Origin of the sequence: Bacillus aerius (genome assembly GCF_029894105.1) — a bacterium.
Classification (GTDB): Bacteria; Bacillota; Bacilli; order Bacillales; family Bacillaceae; genus Bacillus; species Bacillus altitudinis.
The window spans coordinates 2,653,177-2,669,995 of record NZ_JARYHO010000001.1; the positions used below are offsets into that span (position 1 = coordinate 2,653,177).

Annotated in this window: 16 protein-coding genes; 7 read left to right on the forward strand and 9 right to left on the reverse strand. The window is 40.4% G+C overall.

Annotated elements, in window-relative coordinates; all coding sequences use genetic code 11:
* Positions 1–83: 83 nt before the first annotated feature.
* The 4 genes from M2353_RS13675 to M2353_RS13690 all read left to right on the forward strand — a co-directional run bounded on the left by M2353_RS13675 (position 84) and on the right by M2353_RS13690 (position 4,571).
* Positions 84–773 (forward strand): response regulator transcription factor, encoded by a 690-nt coding sequence (locus M2353_RS13675; RefSeq protein ID WP_047945292.1) that lies wholly within the window; start codon positions 84–86, stop codon positions 771–773.
* The gene (locus tag M2353_RS13680; protein ID WP_284725579.1) at positions 773–1,777 is read left to right on the forward strand and encodes a sensor histidine kinase; all 1,005 of its coding nucleotides are present in this window, start codon (positions 773–775) and stop codon (positions 1,775–1,777) included. The genes M2353_RS13675 and M2353_RS13680 overlap by 1 nt, the downstream gene beginning before the upstream one ends.
* Positions 1,778–1,882: 105 nt before the next feature.
* Entirely contained in the window at positions 1,883–2,644 is a 762-nt protein-coding gene (locus tag M2353_RS13685) for an ABC transporter ATP-binding protein (RefSeq protein WP_284725580.1), read from the forward strand.
* Entirely contained in the window at positions 2,634–4,571 is a 1,938-nt protein-coding gene (locus M2353_RS13690; protein WP_284725581.1) for an FtsX-like permease family protein, read from the forward strand. Before M2353_RS13685 ends, M2353_RS13690 begins: the two co-directional genes overlap by 11 nt.
* A 40-nt stretch (positions 4,572–4,611) precedes the next feature.
* Here the strand turns inward: M2353_RS13690 and M2353_RS13695 are convergent, their stop codons facing one another.
* Together M2353_RS13695 and M2353_RS13700 are read right to left on the reverse strand one after the other, a co-directional pair.
* Positions 4,612–5,961 carry an amidohydrolase family protein gene (locus M2353_RS13695; RefSeq protein ID WP_025207791.1) on the reverse strand — a complete coding sequence of 450 codons (1,350 nt, stop codon included), beginning with the start codon at positions 5,959–5,961 and terminating at the stop codon, positions 4,612–4,614.
* 105 nt (positions 5,962–6,066) lie between these two features.
* Positions 6,067–6,654, reverse strand: coding sequence for an NAD(P)H-dependent oxidoreductase (locus tag M2353_RS13700; RefSeq protein WP_284725582.1), 588 nt, complete (start codon positions 6,652–6,654; stop codon positions 6,067–6,069).
* Between the two features lie 119 nt (positions 6,655–6,773).
* On the opposite strand from M2353_RS13700, the gene M2353_RS13705 reads away from it, so the two are divergent.
* Positions 6,774–7,205 (forward strand): MarR family winged helix-turn-helix transcriptional regulator, encoded by a 432-nt coding sequence (locus M2353_RS13705; RefSeq protein ID WP_144680059.1) that lies wholly within the window; start codon positions 6,774–6,776, stop codon positions 7,203–7,205.
* A 52-nt stretch (positions 7,206–7,257) separates the two neighbouring features.
* On the opposite strand, the gene M2353_RS13710 is transcribed toward M2353_RS13705, so the two are convergent.
* From M2353_RS13710 to M2353_RS13740, 7 genes are all read right to left on the reverse strand, one after another.
* Positions 7,258–7,431, reverse strand: a complete 174-nt coding sequence (locus tag M2353_RS13710; protein WP_284725583.1) for a hypothetical protein — start codon at positions 7,429–7,431, stop codon at positions 7,258–7,260.
* Positions 7,432–7,446: 15 nt separating this feature from the next.
* Positions 7,447–8,199 carry a hypothetical protein gene (locus M2353_RS13715; protein WP_284725584.1) on the reverse strand — a complete coding sequence of 251 codons (753 nt, stop codon included), beginning with the start codon at positions 8,197–8,199 and terminating at the stop codon, positions 7,447–7,449.
* Positions 8,200–8,499: 300 nt separating this feature from the next.
* The gene (locus M2353_RS13720; RefSeq protein WP_217967913.1) at positions 8,500–9,114 is read right to left on the reverse strand and encodes a LysE/ArgO family amino acid transporter; all 615 of its coding nucleotides are present in this window, start codon (positions 9,112–9,114) and stop codon (positions 8,500–8,502) included.
* 136 nt (positions 9,115–9,250) lie between these two features.
* Positions 9,251–10,831 (reverse strand): acyl-CoA synthetase MbcS, encoded by a 1,581-nt coding sequence (gene mbcS / locus M2353_RS13725; protein WP_047945286.1) that lies wholly within the window; start codon positions 10,829–10,831, stop codon positions 9,251–9,253.
* A gap of 221 nt (positions 10,832–11,052) precedes the next feature.
* The gene (locus tag M2353_RS13730) at positions 11,053–11,265 is read right to left on the reverse strand and encodes an alpha/beta-type small acid-soluble spore protein (RefSeq protein ID WP_003216385.1); all 213 of its coding nucleotides are present in this window, start codon (positions 11,263–11,265) and stop codon (positions 11,053–11,055) included.
* Positions 11,266–11,354: 89 nt separating this feature from the next.
* Entirely contained in the window at positions 11,355–12,560 is a 1,206-nt protein-coding gene (gene thiI / locus M2353_RS13735) for a tRNA uracil 4-sulfurtransferase ThiI (RefSeq protein WP_284725585.1), read from the reverse strand.
* A 4-nt stretch (positions 12,561–12,564) separates the two neighbouring features.
* Entirely contained in the window at positions 12,565–13,707 is a 1,143-nt protein-coding gene (locus M2353_RS13740; RefSeq protein ID WP_045034165.1) for a cysteine desulfurase family protein, read from the reverse strand.
* Between the two features lie 202 nt (positions 13,708–13,909).
* Here M2353_RS13740 and brnQ (M2353_RS13745) point away from each other — a divergent pair, with 202 nt between their 5' ends.
* Positions 13,910–15,253: a branched-chain amino acid transport system II carrier protein gene (gene brnQ / locus M2353_RS13745; RefSeq protein WP_284725586.1), complete on the forward strand. Its 1,344-nt coding sequence runs from the start codon at positions 13,910–13,912 to the stop codon at positions 15,251–15,253.
* Between the two features lie 213 nt (positions 15,254–15,466).
* A complete protein-coding gene (gene brnQ, locus M2353_RS13750; RefSeq protein ID WP_249855652.1) occupies positions 15,467–16,810 on the forward strand; it encodes a branched-chain amino acid transport system II carrier protein in 1,344 nt (447 codons plus the stop codon).
* The last annotated feature ends 9 nt before the right edge of the window (positions 16,811–16,819 follow it).

Genomic DNA, 16,819 nt, shown 5'->3' on the forward strand with positions numbered 1-16,819 from the left:
CTTTTTTGCTGTCTGCTTCTAGCGGGAGTGCCTGTTTTCCGCTACAATGATGTACAAGTAATTCAAAAAGTGTGGTGCTCGTTTTGTTTAAAATTTTGCTGATTGAGGATGATACAACCCTCTTCCAAGAAATCAAAGAACGTTTAGTCAACTGGTCTTATGATGTGTATGGGATCAACAATTTTCAACAGGTCATGCAGGAGTTCACTTCCATCCAGCCTGATTTAGTCATTATTGATATTCAGCTGCCAAAGTACGATGGATTTCATTGGTGCCGGATGATTCGGCATCATTCTAATGTGCCCATCATCTTTCTTTCCTCTCGTGATCATCCTGCTGATATGGTCATGTCGATGCAGCTTGGAGCTGATGATTTTGTACAAAAGCCCTTTCACTTTGACGTTCTCATCGCCAAAGTAAGTGCTGTTCTTCGCCGAGTCCATGATTATAATGCGGAACCAGCCAACTTAAAAGTTTGGTGCGGCGCTACCCTTGATCTCGAAAATAATACAGTGACAAATGAAAACGGTGAGGTTGAATTAACAAAAAATGAGTTTTTTATTCTCAAAGAATTGATTCAACATAAAAACCATATCGTCAAAAGGGAATCTCTCATCCAAGCTTTATGGGACGATGAACGATTCGTGAGTGACAATACACTCACTGTAAACGTCAACCGCCTTAGAAAAAAACTAGACGAAATCTCCCTTGGCGCCTTCATTGAAACAAAAGTGGGTCAAGGTTATCTTGCAAAGGAAAAGGATGATCAATGATGCTGCAAGCATTTCTAAAAGAACGACGAAGCTGGATCTTGTTCTTTCTTAGTTTGCAGCTTCTCATTCTCTTTGTTGCATATTTGGATACAACGATTCCACTCGCTTCTCTTTTTTATATCGTGCTTTTGTCTACATTACTCTTCATTGTTTTTCTTTTTTTTCGTTATCGGAAAGAAACTGCTTATTACATGCAACTGAAAGAATGGGATGAAAACATAGACCATCAAATACGTCTCAAACCCTCTTCCCCCTTTGAACAAATTGTACAGGAGGCAACGTCAGAGCAAATCGACCGATACCGCCAGATGACGGCTAAGCAAAAGACTGCGCTGGAAGAAGAAAAAGATGAACTGCTCTCATGGATACATGAGGTGAAAACGCCGCTCACGGCGATGCACTTAATGATTGACCGCATAACAGAACAGCCGCTCAAATCAAATATGACATATGAATGGCTTAGAATACATTTACTCCTTGATGCACAGCTGCATCAAAGCAGGATCCAACATATTGAAAATGATTTATTTATTGAAAAACTAGATCTCCAAAACATGCTAACGAAAGAAATCAAAGCGCTCCAATCGTGGTGTATGCAAAAAGGAATTGGCTTTGACCTTTTATTAGAAGAGCGAGACGTATTAAGTGACACAAAATGGTTATCCTTTATGATCAGACAAGTGCTGACAAACGCCGTCAAGTACAGCCAATCATCTGACATTATCATCGAAAGCAAACAAATGAACGAACAAGTGGTGCTCACCATCACAGATCAAGGCAGAGGAATTGACCAAAGAGACGTGTCCCGTATTTTTGAAAAAGGCTTTACCTCCACAAGACATCACAATGACACGGCCTCCACAGGCATGGGGCTCTATTTAACAAAAAAGGGAGCTGACGCTCTTCATATCACAATCGAGGTCAACTCCACATTAGATCAAGGGACAACTTTCACCTTTATCTTTCCGAAAAAGAATGATTTTGTTCATATTGCGAGCATGTGACAACAATGTCACATGCTCGTCTGTTTTGTTCGCCAAATCGCAGGAAGTCTGATCGGCTTCTTTTTATACTAGAGATATCAATTAAATAAAAAAGGGGTTCGACAGATGAACATTTTAGAAGCTCGTAAATTATATAAAAGCTATGGAAATAAATTCAATAAACAAGAGGTGCTGAAAGGCATTGATTTGACGATAGAAGCTGGAGAATTTGTCAGCATCATGGGGCCATCAGGCTCGGGGAAAACGACCCTTTTGAACGTATTGTCATCGATTGATCATGTGTCCAGCGGATCGATTCGGATCGCAGATGCAGAAATGACGCAAATGAAAGATCAGCAGCTCGCTGAATTTAGAAAGAAACAGCTTGGCTTTGTTTTTCAGGATTATAACTTACTTGATACACTCACGGTTAAAGAGAACATCCTCTTGCCATTATCCATCTCCAAAACGCCTAAAAAAGAAGCTTTTGAACGCTTTCAACAGCTTGCAGAGGATATGGGGATTTATGAACTAAGAGACAAATATCCAAATGAATTGTCTGGTGGACAAAAGCAACGGACATCTGCGGTACGTGCCTTTATTCATGAACCAAGCCTCATTTTTGCTGATGAACCAACCGGAGCACTTGATTCCAAATCTGCGTCTGACTTACTGAACAAGCTGCAAGAATTCAATCACAAGCGCAAAGCAACCATTGTCGTGGTGACGCATGACCCTGTTGCAGCCAGTTATTCAAGACGAGTGATTTTTATCAAAGATGGACAGATCTATACACAATTGAATAAAGGCGCATTAGAGAGAAAGATGTTTTTCGAGGATATTATGAAAACGCAAGGTGTTTTAGGCGGTGTGAAGCATGAACATTAATCAGCTCGTCTTCCGCAATCTGAAGAAAAACTTAAAAAATTACTATTTATACGTGTTTGCACTTGTATTTAGTGTGGCGCTCTATTTTTCCTTTGTCACCTTGCAGTATTCACCAGCACTTGATGATGTGAAAGGGTCTATTAAAGGCGGTGCATCCATTAAAGCCGCTTCTATTCTGCTGATCGCCATCGTCGGCATCTTCCTTTTATATGCAAATAGCATTTTCATCAAACGTAAAGGAAAAGAAATCGGTCTCTTGCAGCTCATTGGAATGACGAAACAAAAAATTGCCAAGCTGCTCCATGCAGAAAATTTTATCCTCTATATGATTTCGATGGCTATTGGAATATTGGCCGGATTTATCGGTTCAAAGCTGATGCTGATGGTTCTATTTAAAGTGACAGGTGTTCATGCAATTGCCAATCTTCATTTTTCTGGCACGGCTCTTTTGCAAACAATCATCGTGTTTCTCTTGATTTATGTTGTCATCATGCTAAGAAATAGACGTTTTATTCAGAAGCAAACGATCTTAGCTTTATTTAGAACAACCTCTTCTACAGAGCAGCGTATTAAAAAAATCTCTGTCTTTGAAATCATCATCGGGGTTCTAGGCATTGCCTTTATCAGCTCAGGCTATTACATTTCTTCTCAGCTTTTTAGTGGCTCATACACATCGATGTTTTCGTTATTTTTAGCCATGATCTATATTTTAGGTTCTGTCATTATTGGTACTTTTCTGTTCTATAAAGGCTCTGTTTCATTCATTGCCAATATCGTACGAAAAAGAAAAAATGGCTACCTTGCCATTCATGAAGTCTTGTCTTTATCGTCGATCATGTTCCGTTTAAAATCAAATGCATTGCTGTTAACGATTATTACTACCGTATCTGCACTTGCCATCGGTTTGTTATCACTCAGCTATATTTCCTACTACTCAGCAGAAAAAACAGCTGAACAGCAAATTCCAGCACATTTTGTCATGGGACCAGAGAAAGATGCTGGCACTTTCACTCGTGCACTTTCTAATCAGCATATTGCCTATGAGAAAAAGCAGTTCGAGGTCATTCAAGCCGATTTTGATGCAAATCAGATCATCGATACGAAGTTAAGCAGTGTGAATAAAGCTCCAGGAGTCTTAACACTACCTGTGATCAGCGAGAAAAACGTACCAAATATTCATGTGGAGAACAACGAAGTCATGTTAAGCGGCTACAATGATTTATTGAAAAAATTCATGCCGATTAAAAGCTCTGGTGATGTGAAACTTTTAATAAAAAAACCAATTGATTTAAAAGTAATTGATATGAAAAAGGATCATTTAATCTCTTACCAGTTTACTTCTGGCGGCCTACCTGTTGCTGTCGTCAGTCAAAACGTCTTTGAGCAGCTCGATCAAAACAAAGACCCTAAACTGCAGCTTGAGAATAACCAATATATTGCGATCAATATCAAAGATGAGGGAAAAGTTGAACAAGCCAATGACGTCTTTATGTCTGCGAAATTGAGTGATGAAAGCATGTCTAGATTTGCTACCACTCAGCAGCAAAAACAAACCATCGGACTGATGATGTTTGTAGTTGGATTTTTAGGTCTCAGCTTCCTTGTGACATCAGGCTGTATTTTATACTTCAAACAGATGAATGAGAGCGAAGAGGAACAAAGCTCATACACGATTCTGCGTAAGCTTGGTTTTACGGAGACAGATCTCTTAAAAGGCATTCGGCTCAAACAGCTTTTCAACTTTGGCATTCCGCTTCTCGTCGGGCTCTTGCACAGCTACTTTGCTGTACAATCTGGCTGGTTTTTATTTGGCAGCGAACTGTGGACACCTATGCTAATTGTCATGGCGATTTATACCGTTTTATACTCCGTCTTCGGATTCCTATCTGTCCAATATTATAAAAAAGTCATTAAAGAATCGTTGTAAAGTATTCCCCATAGGCAGTGGCCTATGGGGATATTGCACGTCATTTTGTTGATTCAAACTGATGCGATAAAATATGATCTCTTGCCGCATAAGCTTTTTGTTTGATCTCTTCTACGTTCACTCCAACTAGCTTCCCATTTTGTTTCACTGCTTTTCCAGCCACATAGACAGAATCAACATTTGAAGGGTGTGCCGTTTGCACAACTGCCCCAGCTGGATCTGTCATCGGAAGAAGATTCATGCTTGTCCGATCGATCAAGATAAAGTCAGCTTCTTTTCCAGGTGTGAGTGAGCCGATTTTGTCATCAAGCTTCAAGGCACGAGCCCCGTTTATTGTGGCTGCTTCAAGCATTTGCTGTGCAGACAATCCAAGTTCAGGCCCTGGCATCGTCCCTTCCATCAATAAAGATTGATTTTGAATCGCTCGTTCCGCCTGTAGTCCGAATTTCATTTGAGTAAATAAATCTCCGCCTGTCGCTGTCACCACATCTACACCAAGCGTTGGCAGAACGCCATTTTCAATGGCGAGCCCTGTGACAGGATATCCGTGTCCCATCATCATTTCAATCTCAGGTGTAATAGAGATGGAGCTTCCGCTGTCAGCTAACATCTTCATTTGATCTGCATCAATTGCATTGATATGCACCATATTCAAATCAGGCCCGAGCAGCCCTGCTTGATGAAGCCGCTCAATCGATCGATCCGCCGCTCCCCAATTTCCAAAGCCAATGTGCATACTGCATAATGCATCTAGTGATCTCGCTGTTTCAATTTCAAAGACGGTCGTCTCCCATGAAGAAAATTCAGGTCCACGAATGGCAAGTCCCATCGTCAACAGCTGATCCGATGATTGAAAATGTTTTTGTTTCACGCGGGCTGCGTCTTCCATATTCGTGAGCGTACTCTCTCTGTCCCAATACGCTGCATCTCCAGAGGTACCAAAACCAAAGACCGCTCGAATACCCGCATCTTTTAAACCTCCAATGAGTTCTTCTGTATGATCCATAGAATTGATCATCGTCCAGTCGAAAAACGTGGTTACTCCTGCATCTAATGCCTCTAATGCGCCTAAATAATTAGCAATTCGATCATCTGATGGACGTCTCATCGCCCCATAGTTGCCATAATAAATTTTGCTCAAATACGTTTGCAAAGACCAATCTGTTCCGATTCCCCGTATGACAGACTGCCACACATGACGATGGGTATCCACAAGCCCTGGCATGATGACCATGTCAGACGCATCAACAACATCAGCACCGCTTACTTCAATCGAAGGTCCGACTTCTAAAATATGTGCCCCTTCAATTAATAGATCTCCCTTCTCCAGAAAACCTAAAGATGGATCAAGTGTGATAAGAGCCGCATCTTTAAACAATGTTTTCTTCATCCATATCCCCCTTTTCAAATAAAGAGAATGAGTCACTCACTCTCTCTGTCATTTTAAAACATAACAGGTTCAAATTAGAAGAAAAGTGACTCAAGGAATGTGGTTTTATGAGCTGCTATTCCGAAAATAGTTGTATATCCGTTTTAATTTCACGTCATGCTTCCCTTTCGGACTTTCCATCATGCCAAATTCAAAGAACTTCACCGGCTTAATCCCGACATATTGTAAAAGAGCTCGTTTCATTAACACCTTGTGGGCATTTTGCAAAAAGAAGAAAGGGTAGTGGGTCGGTCCTTGCATTGTCGATACACATACAGCCCTCTTTCCTTTTAACAAGCCTTCTGGAAGCAGCCCGCCTGTTTGACGGTAAGCAAAATTCGCTGCAAACATGCGATCAATAAAACCAAGTAGCATGGCTGGCGGCCTCCCCCACCAAATCGGATAAACAAACACGATGTTGTCTGCCCATTTGATTTTCTCTTGATATTCTTGAATCTCAGGGTCCTTATGCATATCACGTCTTTTTTTCTCTTCATTAAAAATAAGTACAGGATCAAATTTGTCTTGGTATAAATCTATGATTCTCACTTCTTGAACGTTTGGATTTTCTTCACTGCCCTTTAGGATTTCTTTTAAAAAAGCACCATTTAAACTATTGTGATGGGGGTGAGTATAAATAATGAGTACATTCATGGCTTGTCTCCTTTAGTTATCATTTGATAACAAAAAGCATACACCCCTCTTTTTTAGTTGTCAAATGATAATTGTTTTTTGATAACAAATTTGGTATGGTACGTAGGAGGTGAAAAATGATGAAAAACCCACATTTTTTCAAAGAGTTTGTCACATTTGCTTCTACTTTTTCTGAGCTGAAACATGCTATGATGAGCAAGATCAAACCATCTGATCTAACCACTCTACAATATTTGATTCTGGAGCAGTTAGCCGTCAGTGAGCCGCTAACACCTAGTGAAATCGCCGATTGTCAGCACATGTCTCTTCCGAATGTCAGCAGAGAATTGAAAAAGCTTCACGAAAAACAATTCATTGATAGACAAGCAGATAAAGATGACAAGCGAAAACATGTCATTATGCTGTCTAAAAAAGGCCGTGCGTGTATGGACAAAGCATTTCAACAAATTGAATCCATGCTCATGGACAGCCTTTCTTCCTCTGACCAAAATCAAATGGATGATATCGTACAAGCTCTCCGTCTATTAAATCAAACCATCTTCAAAAAATGATCGAATGAAAAAAGCATGAGCGTATCGCTCATGCAAATGATTTTTGAACACATTAAAGAGATGCCAAAAGATACGTGATGAAACCTACTATTGGAATAATCGGGATCATCAGCTTCAATGTTTTATTCGTATTCTTATATAAATTCCACAACAAGACTGGTACACCAAACGTCAATGTATCAAAGACAGCAAGCACTGCCCCTTTACGCTGTTCTTTATGAGCCATTTGAAAACCTCCAATTCACCAAACTTTTTTCACACAATAACCTGCTATCCCAGCCGATATTCCTGCATTAATGACTGTACATGCTATACAACCAACAGGTCCTGTTAAACAAACATAATAACAAGCCCCAAGAACCATTGAACGAAGCGGAAGAGATTCATTCGGGCCACTTTTCTTTTTTAAACAACTCCAAAATTTGTTCCAATTAAAGCTCGTTTGAATTTCCGAATCTTCAGCATTCATAATTTTTCTATTTAATTCCATCATATCTTTTTTCGCACCGTTTTCACCATAGGTAAAAGATCCTTTTAAAAACTCCCCATTTGGATTGATATGAAACTCATTCTTCAACTTTCCATTTTGAATGAAATATGAGTGTAAATTACCTTGCTCATCGTATTCCGCAAGTTGAATATAATGGGACTTTATCTGACTTAGTGAAATTGAAATAAATGATGCTGTGCTTACTAGCCGATTATCTGCTTTCTTCTTTGTTAGATAAAAATAAACAACATTCGCTTTAGCATCATTCAAATGAACTGCTACACTTTCTCCATTTAATTGATACCCTTTTTTGTAGGCTATTTCTTTTGCCTGTAAAAATTGAAAGCTCTTTTTTGTTTTTTTTATGAGCCTTTCAGCCACTTTATTGTTTTGTATCTTTTCAAAAGGCATATCCTCTTCTATGCTAACAGCTTTCCCCACAGGATATTGTCCGCATAGAAGTGAAATGAATAATAAAACAACAAGCATCTTCCTTACTTTCATTATGTAGCCTCCTTTAATAAATCCCATAAAAATTATACCTTTTTATGGAAAATGGCATAAGAGGCTTATTTACCAAAAAAAACCACTATAAATAATGTAGCATATCTCCTACTTGATATCATTTCCTTCAGGTAATTGAATCGTCAGCATGTCTGATAAAAATGAACAGGATGTAACTAAAGCTTCTCCCGAGATAGTAGTCAACAAAAAAGCGCCAGATGTTTTCCATCCAACGCTTTTTCCTATGACATGTTCAGCACTCATTTTCATGCATCACGTCTCTTTTGCTCTATGTATCCTTTATCCAATAAGCTGATAGGCGATATATAATGCAACTAGCCAGATCATGACCGCAGAGGCTTTATTGATCCGGTTCATCCACTTGCCGTTTGTATCTAGCTTTCCTAACATTTTCCCGAGAAGGGCAAGACCCATAAACCATAACCACGAGACGATGATACAGGCTGCGGTAAATGCCACCTTTTCCGCCCCATGATATTGAAGAGAGTTCGTTCCTATCACTCCTATTGTATCGAGAATCGCGTGAGGATTTAAAAGTGAAACGGAACAGGCAAATATGATTTGTTTTTTCACAGGCATCAGGTCCATCTTTTCTTGATTACCTGTTGCGGAGCTCGTGTTCCAAACTGACCATCCCATATAAAGTAAAAAGAAAAATCCAATGATAAAAAGACCCATTTGCAAGATAGGAATGGTGAGTACAACAACCGAAACCCCAATGACAGCTAAAGTAATTAAAAGTGTGTCGCAGAGAGCAGCTGTAATGACCACAGGCAGTACGCGATATAATCGAGGCTGAAGGGCTCCTTGCTGAAATACAAATACATTTTGTGCGCCCAAAGGTAAAATAAGGCCAAAGGCAAGCACAATCCCATGAATTATCGCAATCGACATTTTCAGAACATTCTCCTTTTCAAGTCATCCTTACACATTTTAACATAAAACATCATGAACGAATTTTACATATTTGATTTGTCCAATAAAAAAAGCGCTGGATGATTTTCCATCCAGACGCTTATTGTTTTTATTGTCATGATGATTTTCGTGCAAGCTCTCTTTCTCTCAGCTCGACACGTCGAATTTTCGCTGACGGAGTTTTTGGTAGCTCGTCAATGAATTCGATTTCTCTTGGATATTTGTACGGTGCTGTTGTATTTTTCACGTGTGTTTGCAGTTCTTTAATCAGCTCATCGCTTTGTGCAGATGCATCACGCAGGACGACGTATGCTTTCACGATTGATCCTCTGATTTCATCTGGACTTGCCACAACCGCACATTCTTTCACTGCTGGGTGTTTAATCAGTGCATCTTCGACTTCAAATGGACCAATTGTATAACCTGAGCTGACAATGATGTCATCCCTGCGGCTTTCAAACCAAAAATACCCGTCTTCATCTTTTTTCGCTCGGTCACCGGTAATAAAGTAATCCCCGCGGCGCTGCGCCTTTGTACGCTCTGCATCTTTGTAGTATTCCTTGAATAAAGCCGGCGTTTCAAGATGAACGGCAATGTCACCTATTTCTCCTGGAGCACAGATCTGGCCATTCTCATCAATGATCTCTACTTCATTGCCAGGTGTTGGTTTGCCCATGCTGCCTGGCTTGATGTCCATTCCTTTCAGCACCCCGACTAGCAGCGTGCTTTCTGTTTGCCCGTAACCATCTCGCACTTCGATATCAAAATGTTTTTTGAACGTATCGATGACTTCACGGTTGAGCGGCTCTCCCGCAGAAACAGCACTATGCAATGTTGGTAGCTCGTACTGACTGAGGTCATCCACTTTTGCCATAAATCGATATTCTGTTGGTGTACAGCATAGAACATTGATTTCATTTTTTTGAAGCAGCTCTAAGTAAGTATTCGGATTAAATTTCCCTCCATAAACAAAACCTTCTGCTCCGCTTCCTAAAACAGATAAGAGAGGACTCCACACCCATTTTTGCCAGCCTGGTCCTGCTGTTGCCCATACTTTATCCCCTTCATTAATGGAGAGCCATGCTTTGGCCGCAGTACGTAAATGTGCATACGCCCAGCCGTGTGTATGAACAACCCCTTTTGGGTTACCTGTTGTGCCTGATGTATAAGAGAGAAACGCCATGTCCGTACGTGTTGTGTCTGCCAATTTCAACTCGCTTGACTGCTCTTCCTTTTGCGCAACAATGTTTGTCCAGCCATGATCATTCTCACCAATCGAGAATGTTTTGAAATCTTTTGGCTGGTTGGTTCCTTCAAACGATTGAATGAATGATGCGTAAACAATCGCTCCTTTTGCTTCTGCATGTTCAATTCGGTAATCTATATCTTTAGCGCGAAGCATTTCTGAACAAGGAATTACAACCATTCCTGTTTTTAAAATGGCTAAATAAATGCTGTATGCCTCTAGCATACGAGGCACCATCACAATGATTTTATCGCCTTTTTTAAAGCCTGCATTTAATAGAACATGACCAATTTTATTCGCCTCTTCCACTAATGCTGCATATGTCACATGCGCTTCATGGCCATTTCCGTCCTGCCAGTGCAGGGCGATTTTCTCCTGGTCATGACTGAACGCTTCAATCTCACTGACTAAGTTATATTGTTCTGGTGCAATTAAGTCTTCTCTTTTCATGGTACAGCTCCTTTTAGCCTCTTTCTATGAAACGAATCATGTTTCAATTTACCTATTCTAACACTCATAACTGAAAAATGCTTGAATTAGGACCTACTCCTAGTATTATGCCATAATTTTTTCATTTCGTCTTCTTTTTTAAAAATATTCTAACAATTTATGTACAAAAAAAAGAGCGGGGATGAACCCGCTCATAAGCCATAGCTTTTTAATTGTGTGTCTTAAAAAGATCCGCCACCCATATGTTGTTGAGCGTAAGATACAAGACGCTTAGTGATTTCTCCACCAACTGATCCGTTAGCGCGAGCTGTTGTTTCTGGTCCAAGGTTTACGCCAAATTCTGAAGCGATTTCGTACTTCATTTGGTCGATCGCTTGTGCAGCGCCTGGAACGACTAATTGATTAGAACTGCTTTGTCTGTTTTGTTGAGCCATGTGTTCTCACCTCCTTGTGAATATAGAATGTGTAGAAACACATGACTTCATGCGATTGATTTTATGGTAATTATTATGAAATTTTTTATTTAGAATAAATCAGCGAATTTGTCAGCTGCTTTCTTTTCATTTGTGACAACGATTGTTTCGATCTGCTCCACTGCCTCATTAAGCATTGGCTCGAATTCAGCAAAGCTTTCGTAGCGTTCTACTTTTTCAAGCTTTGGTTTTGTTTTTGGAGATGGCGGCGTAAAGATCGTGCAGCAATCCTCAAATGGCTGAATGCTTGTCTCATATGTGCCAATTCGTCTCGCTTCTTCGATAATGTCATTCTTATCCACGGCAATTAGCGGGCGAATGATCGGTGTGTTTGTGACATGATTAATGGCATACATGCTTTCAAGTGTCTGACTTGCCACTTGACCAAGGCTTTCCCCTGTAATAATGGCAAGCGCATCACGCTTGTCTCTTATTTTATCTGCAATTTTGAGCATCATTCTTCTCGTTGAAGTCATCGTATAGTTTTCTGGTACTTGTTTGTGAATGAGCTCTTGGATTTTCGTAAAAGGAACGATGTGAAGCTTGACTTCGCCTCCATAGGCAGCTAAGCATTCCGCTAGATCAATGACCTTTTGCTTGGCACGTTCACTTGTATAAGGCGGGCTAAAGAAATGAACCGCTTCAATTTGAATGCCTCTTTTCATTGCCTGATAGCCTGCCACTGGGCTGTCAAAGCCGCCAGAGAGCATCAGCATCGCTCTTCCGCTTGAACCAACTGGCAGTCCGCCTGCACCTTTTACATCTTTAAATGTAATGTACGTCGCAGGTTCTCTTATTTCAATTCGCAAGTGAACATCTGGCTGTTTCACATTAACGGTTAAGTTGTCTGTATTCCTTAAAACATGTCCACCAATTTCTCGGTTCATTTCATTTGAATCAAGCTCAAATTGTTTATAAGAGCGTTTCGTTGAGACCTTAAATGTATTTCCTTGTTCATACACTTCCTGAACCGCTGAGAGTGCCGCTTCTTTGATGGCATCAAGATTTGTCTCACATTTTACAGCCAGGCTAAAGCTTTGAATGCCAAATACACCTTTAAGCTGTTCTGAAATCGGTTCAGGGTCTTCTCCGTTTAGCATGATCGTAATACGGTCTCTGTCAGATGCATACTTTAATGCTTCAAAGTCTTTTAATACAAACCGGATATGCTGTCTTAGTTTTTCGATAAATTTCTTTCTATTTTTCCCTTTTGTTGAAATCTCACCAAAACGGACTAAAATATGGTCATACTTCATGTTGTTATCTCATTCCCTTTAATTTTTTCACACTTTGTGCGATCGATGTGATGATTTGCGGCGCTAGCTCTGGTCCTTGTCCATATGTCAAACTGATTCTCATGCTGCTTTTGGCTGCTTCTTCTGATTTTCCCATCGCCAGCAGGACACGGCTTGGTTCCTTTTTCTTAGCAGAACAAGCAGACGTTGTCGAAACGTAAATGCCTTCTTTTTCGAGCATATGCAGAAGGACTTCGATTTGAATACCTGGCACTGAAAAATTCACTATGTGCGGTGCACTATGCGTCAGCGGTGTGTTTATGACGACGCCTTCTATCTTTCCAAGCTGCTGCTCTAGCTCCGTTTTTAAAGCGATCATCTCATCATGATGCTTGTTTAAGTGTTCAAATGATTGCTTTATGGCTTTTGCTAAGCTGACAGCTCCAGCAGGGTTCTCAGTCCCTGAGCGAAGGCCAAGTTCTTGCTCTCCTCCTGTGATAAATGGGGCAAGCACTACACCTTTCTTTAAAAAGAGCGCTCCTGTGCCTTTTAAGCCATGAATTTTGTGACCAGACATCGTTAAAAGATCAATATCCATCTCTTTAGGCAGCGGAACCTTGCCAATTCCTTGTACGCCGTCGACATGAAAAATCGCCTCTTTGGCATACTTCCGAATGATGCTGGCCGCTTCCTCTATCGGCTGAATCGCGCCTGTTTCATTGTTTACATGCATGAGACTGACAAGCACTGTATCAGAGCGAAGCACTTCTTTTAAATGCGTCATATCTGCACGGCCATGCTCATTTACTGGAATATAGGAAATATCAAAGCCAAATAATGTTTTCAGCTGTTCAAACGATTCGATGACAGATGGATGCTCAATCGCTGTTGTGACAATATGTCTGCCTCGGTTCATCTTGGCAAGAGCAGCCCCTTTGATGGCTATGTTATTTGCTTCTGTTGCACCTGAAGTAAAAATAATCTCATATTGTGTAAAACCTGTATAGTGAAGGATTTGTTTTCGCGTTTCACTTAATAGACGGCTCGCATCAATTCCAAGTTGATGCAGCGAAGACGGATTCCCAAAAAAACGCTCACTCACTTGCTGATGTACTTGTAAAACCTCTGGATAAGGCTTTGTTGTGGCACTATTATCAAGATAAATCATATCTTAAACTCCTTACAAAAAAACTTAAAAAATAAATGCATTTATATGTTACCATAATGAAGTCAGACAGAGAATTTTCTGAAAATGGCAGTTGACAACTTTTCATTTTCACTATATCATCCATAGTGCAATTGTCATATAAACACCTAAATTGTCAGAATATTTAAATTTGACACAATACACTGATTGAGGAGGGACTATTTTGAAAAATAGTTTAAGTATAAAAGAAACATTGGCTATTGGACTAATGCTTTTTGCATTATTCTTTGGCGCAGGAAATATGATTTTCCCGCCTGTTCTTGGACAATATGCTGGTGAAAACGTATGGCTTGCCATCGGTGGATTCCTACTTACAGGCGTAGGTCTTCCACTATTAGGGGTTATTGCTGTCGCCCTTACAGGTACCGGAGCCAAAGGTCTTGCCGATAAAGCACACCCTAAATTCGGGACTATCTTCACCGTTATTCTGTATTTATCCATTGGACCATTTTTCGCCATTCCGCGGACTGGTACGGTTTCGTATGAGATAGGATTAGCTCCATTTCTCTCAGGTGCCCAATCCACTTCATGGGTACCACTATTCATCTTTACCGTAGTGTTTTTCACTATTTCATACTTGCTTGCGTTAAATCCTTCAAAGCTGGTTGATCGAATTGGTAAAATTTTGACACCGATCTTATTAACTGTTATTGCTATTATTGTCATTAAAGCCATTGCTACGCCAATGGGAATGATCGGTGCTCCAGATAAAACATATGAGGCAAATCCGCTTTTCACTGGATTTTTAGAAGGCTATAAAACAATGGATGCACTTGCTTCTATCGTATTTGGAATCGTCGTGGTGACAGCTGTTAAGGACAGAGGCATCACGGAGCGAAAATCTCTTGCAGCAGCTTGTATTAAGGCAGGACTCGTAGCAGCTGTTGGACTGGCACTCGTGTACATTTCACTTGCTTATGTGGGTGCTTCAAGCCCCGATGCCACAGGAATGGTTGGAGCAAATGATGGCGGCAAACTGCTTTCACTTTCTGCCAACTTTTTATTCGGTTCTGCTGGTAACATTGTTCTTGGCGCAGCCATTTTATTCGCTTGTTTAACGACTAGTGTTGGACTTATTTCATCTTGTGGAGAATACTTTTCAAAGCTCTTCCCTAGCCTGTCTTATCGCACAGTCGTTCTGATCGTCTCTTTATTTAGTACACTGGTTGCAAACCTTGGACTCGCACAGATCATCTCACTATCTGTTCCAGTTCTTGTGACCATCTATCCACTGGCCATTGTCATTATTTTATTATCGTTCCTTGACCGCTGGATTAACGGCAGAAGAATCATTTATATCACTTCTCTCATCTTTACTGGTTTCTTTGCCATCATTGATGGATTATTAGCTGCCGAAGTGAATCTTGGCGGATTGCCTGGCATCTTGAAATCAATTGTTCCGTTTTACGATTTAGGCATTGGCTGGATCATACCCGCTATTATCGGTGCTTTGATTGGTGTACTTATTTCCATGTTTACCAGCCCACCAAAGCAACTTGCCTCATAACATCACAAGCCATAACATCCCCTTCCAAAGAAGAAGGGGATGTTTTTTTATTGTTCTTCATATACTAAAATAGAAAAATTCATGACTTTTGTACGAAAACACATGTTGACATCAGGCGTACATCCTTTATAATTAGTGATTGTTAATGATGAACGGTTACCTAGCAACTAATTAACAGAATATTTCAACATAATAATGGAGGCTTTAAATGCAATGAAGGCAACTTTGTCGACGAAAGATACGGTTATCATAGGTTTTATGCTGTTTGCTCTATTCTTCGGCGCCGGTAATATGATTTATCCACCAGAGCTTGGGCAATATGCTGGGCAAAATGTGTGGAAAGCAATGGGCGGATTTTTATTAACAGGTGTCGGGTTACCTCTTCTAGGGATTATTGCAATCGCTTTGACAGGTCGAGATGCGAAAGGATTAGCTGATAAAGCTCACCCAGCTTTTGGAACAGCGTTTACCGTCATTTTATATTTATCTATCGGGCCACTTTTCGCTATTCCTCGTACAGGAACGGTTTCATATGAAATTGGTGCACTACCCTTTTTAGCTGGTGTACCAGCTTGGCTATCACTTCTTTTATTTACACTGGCCTTTTTTGGTATTACGTATTATCTTGCACTAAATCCAACGAAAATTGTGGATCGTGTAGGGAAAGTGTTAACACCGATTAAATTTACGATTATTTTTATTATTATTGTTAAAGCCATTTTGACACCAATGGGCGTCATTGGCACACCTGATGTGTCCTATAGCAATGGATCATTTTTCAAAGGGTTTTTAGAAGGCTATAAAACCATGGACGCTCTTGCATCTATTGTGTTTGGGGTTGTTGTCATCAACGCCATTAAAGGACGCGGCGTGACAAGTAAAAAGGCCCTGACATCTGCTTGTATCAAAGCAGGCCTAATTGCAGCTTGCGGATTAACATTTGTTTATCTATCACTTGCTTATTTAGGCGCTTCAAGTACACACGCCATTGGTTTTGTTGGAGATGGCAGTAAGATCTTGGCTCAGTCTTCTCAATTTCTTTTTGGTAGTTTAGGTAATATTGTGTTAGGCGCGGCGATTACGGTTGCCTGTTTAACCACAAGTATCGGTCTCGTGACATCGTGCGGAGAGTATTTCTCAAATTTATTACCTAAACTTTCTTATAAAATGGTCGTTACACTCGTCACATTATTCAGTTTTATCATTTCAAATTTTGGACTTGCTCATATTATCGCTTTTTCAGTACCTGTGTTAACTGCGATTTATCCGTTAGCGATTGTGATTATCGTTTTATCACTTGCTGACAAATGGGTTGGTCATAGAAGACCTGTGTATGTCCTTACTTTGATTTTAACTGGCTGCGTTAGTCTGTTTGACGGGTTAGCAGCGGCGAAACTGCCGATTGGTCCTGTGAAGGATCTCTTTCAAACGATCTTGCCGCTCTATGACCTTGGCATTGGCTGGATTGTACCTGCCATACTCGGAGTCGTGATTGGATTTGTCATCTCTCTTTTCACTTCTTCTGCTTCAGAAGAACGCCAAAAGCAAGCTTCATAACATGGAAAA

Excerpts from the sequence above, each read along its gene's own strand:
- M2353_RS13680 (WP_284725579.1), top strand. The coding sequence starts at position 773 with ATGCTGCAAGCATTTCTAAAAGAACGACGAAGCTGGATCTTGTTCTTT.
- M2353_RS13685 (WP_284725580.1), top strand. The coding sequence starts at position 1,883 with ATGAACATTTTAGAAGCTCGTAAATTATATAAAAGCTATGGAAATAAA.
- M2353_RS13690 (WP_284725581.1), top strand. The coding sequence starts at position 2,634 with ATGAACATTAATCAGCTCGTCTTCCGCAATCTGAAGAAAAACTTAAAA.
- M2353_RS13695 (WP_025207791.1), bottom strand. The coding sequence starts at position 5,961 with ATGAAGAAAACATTGTTTAAAGATGCGGCTCTTATCACACTTGATCCA.
- M2353_RS13700 (WP_284725582.1), bottom strand. The coding sequence starts at position 6,654 with ATGAATGTACTCATTATTTATACTCACCCCCATCACAATAGTTTAAAT.
- M2353_RS13705 (WP_144680059.1), top strand. The coding sequence starts at position 6,774 with ATGAAAAACCCACATTTTTTCAAAGAGTTTGTCACATTTGCTTCTACT.
- M2353_RS13710 (WP_284725583.1), bottom strand. The coding sequence starts at position 7,431 with ATGGCTCATAAAGAACAGCGTAAAGGGGCAGTGCTTGCTGTCTTTGAT.
- M2353_RS13715 (WP_284725584.1), bottom strand. The coding sequence starts at position 8,199 with ATGAAAGTAAGGAAGATGCTTGTTGTTTTATTATTCATTTCACTTCTA.
- M2353_RS13720 (WP_217967913.1), bottom strand. The coding sequence starts at position 9,114 with ATGTCGATTGCGATAATTCATGGGATTGTGCTTGCCTTTGGCCTTATT.
- mbcS (WP_047945286.1), bottom strand. The coding sequence starts at position 10,831 with ATGAAAAGAGAAGACTTAATTGCACCAGAACAATATAACTTAGTCAGT.
- M2353_RS13730 (WP_003216385.1), bottom strand. The coding sequence starts at position 11,265 with ATGGCTCAACAAAACAGACAAAGCAGTTCTAATCAATTAGTCGTTCCA.
- thiI (WP_284725585.1), bottom strand. The coding sequence starts at position 12,560 with ATGAAGTATGACCATATTTTAGTCCGTTTTGGTGAGATTTCAACAAAA.
- M2353_RS13740 (WP_045034165.1), bottom strand. The coding sequence starts at position 13,707 with ATGATTTATCTTGATAATAGTGCCACAACAAAGCCTTATCCAGAGGTT.
- brnQ (WP_249855652.1), top strand. The coding sequence starts at position 15,467 with ATGAAGGCAACTTTGTCGACGAAAGATACGGTTATCATAGGTTTTATG.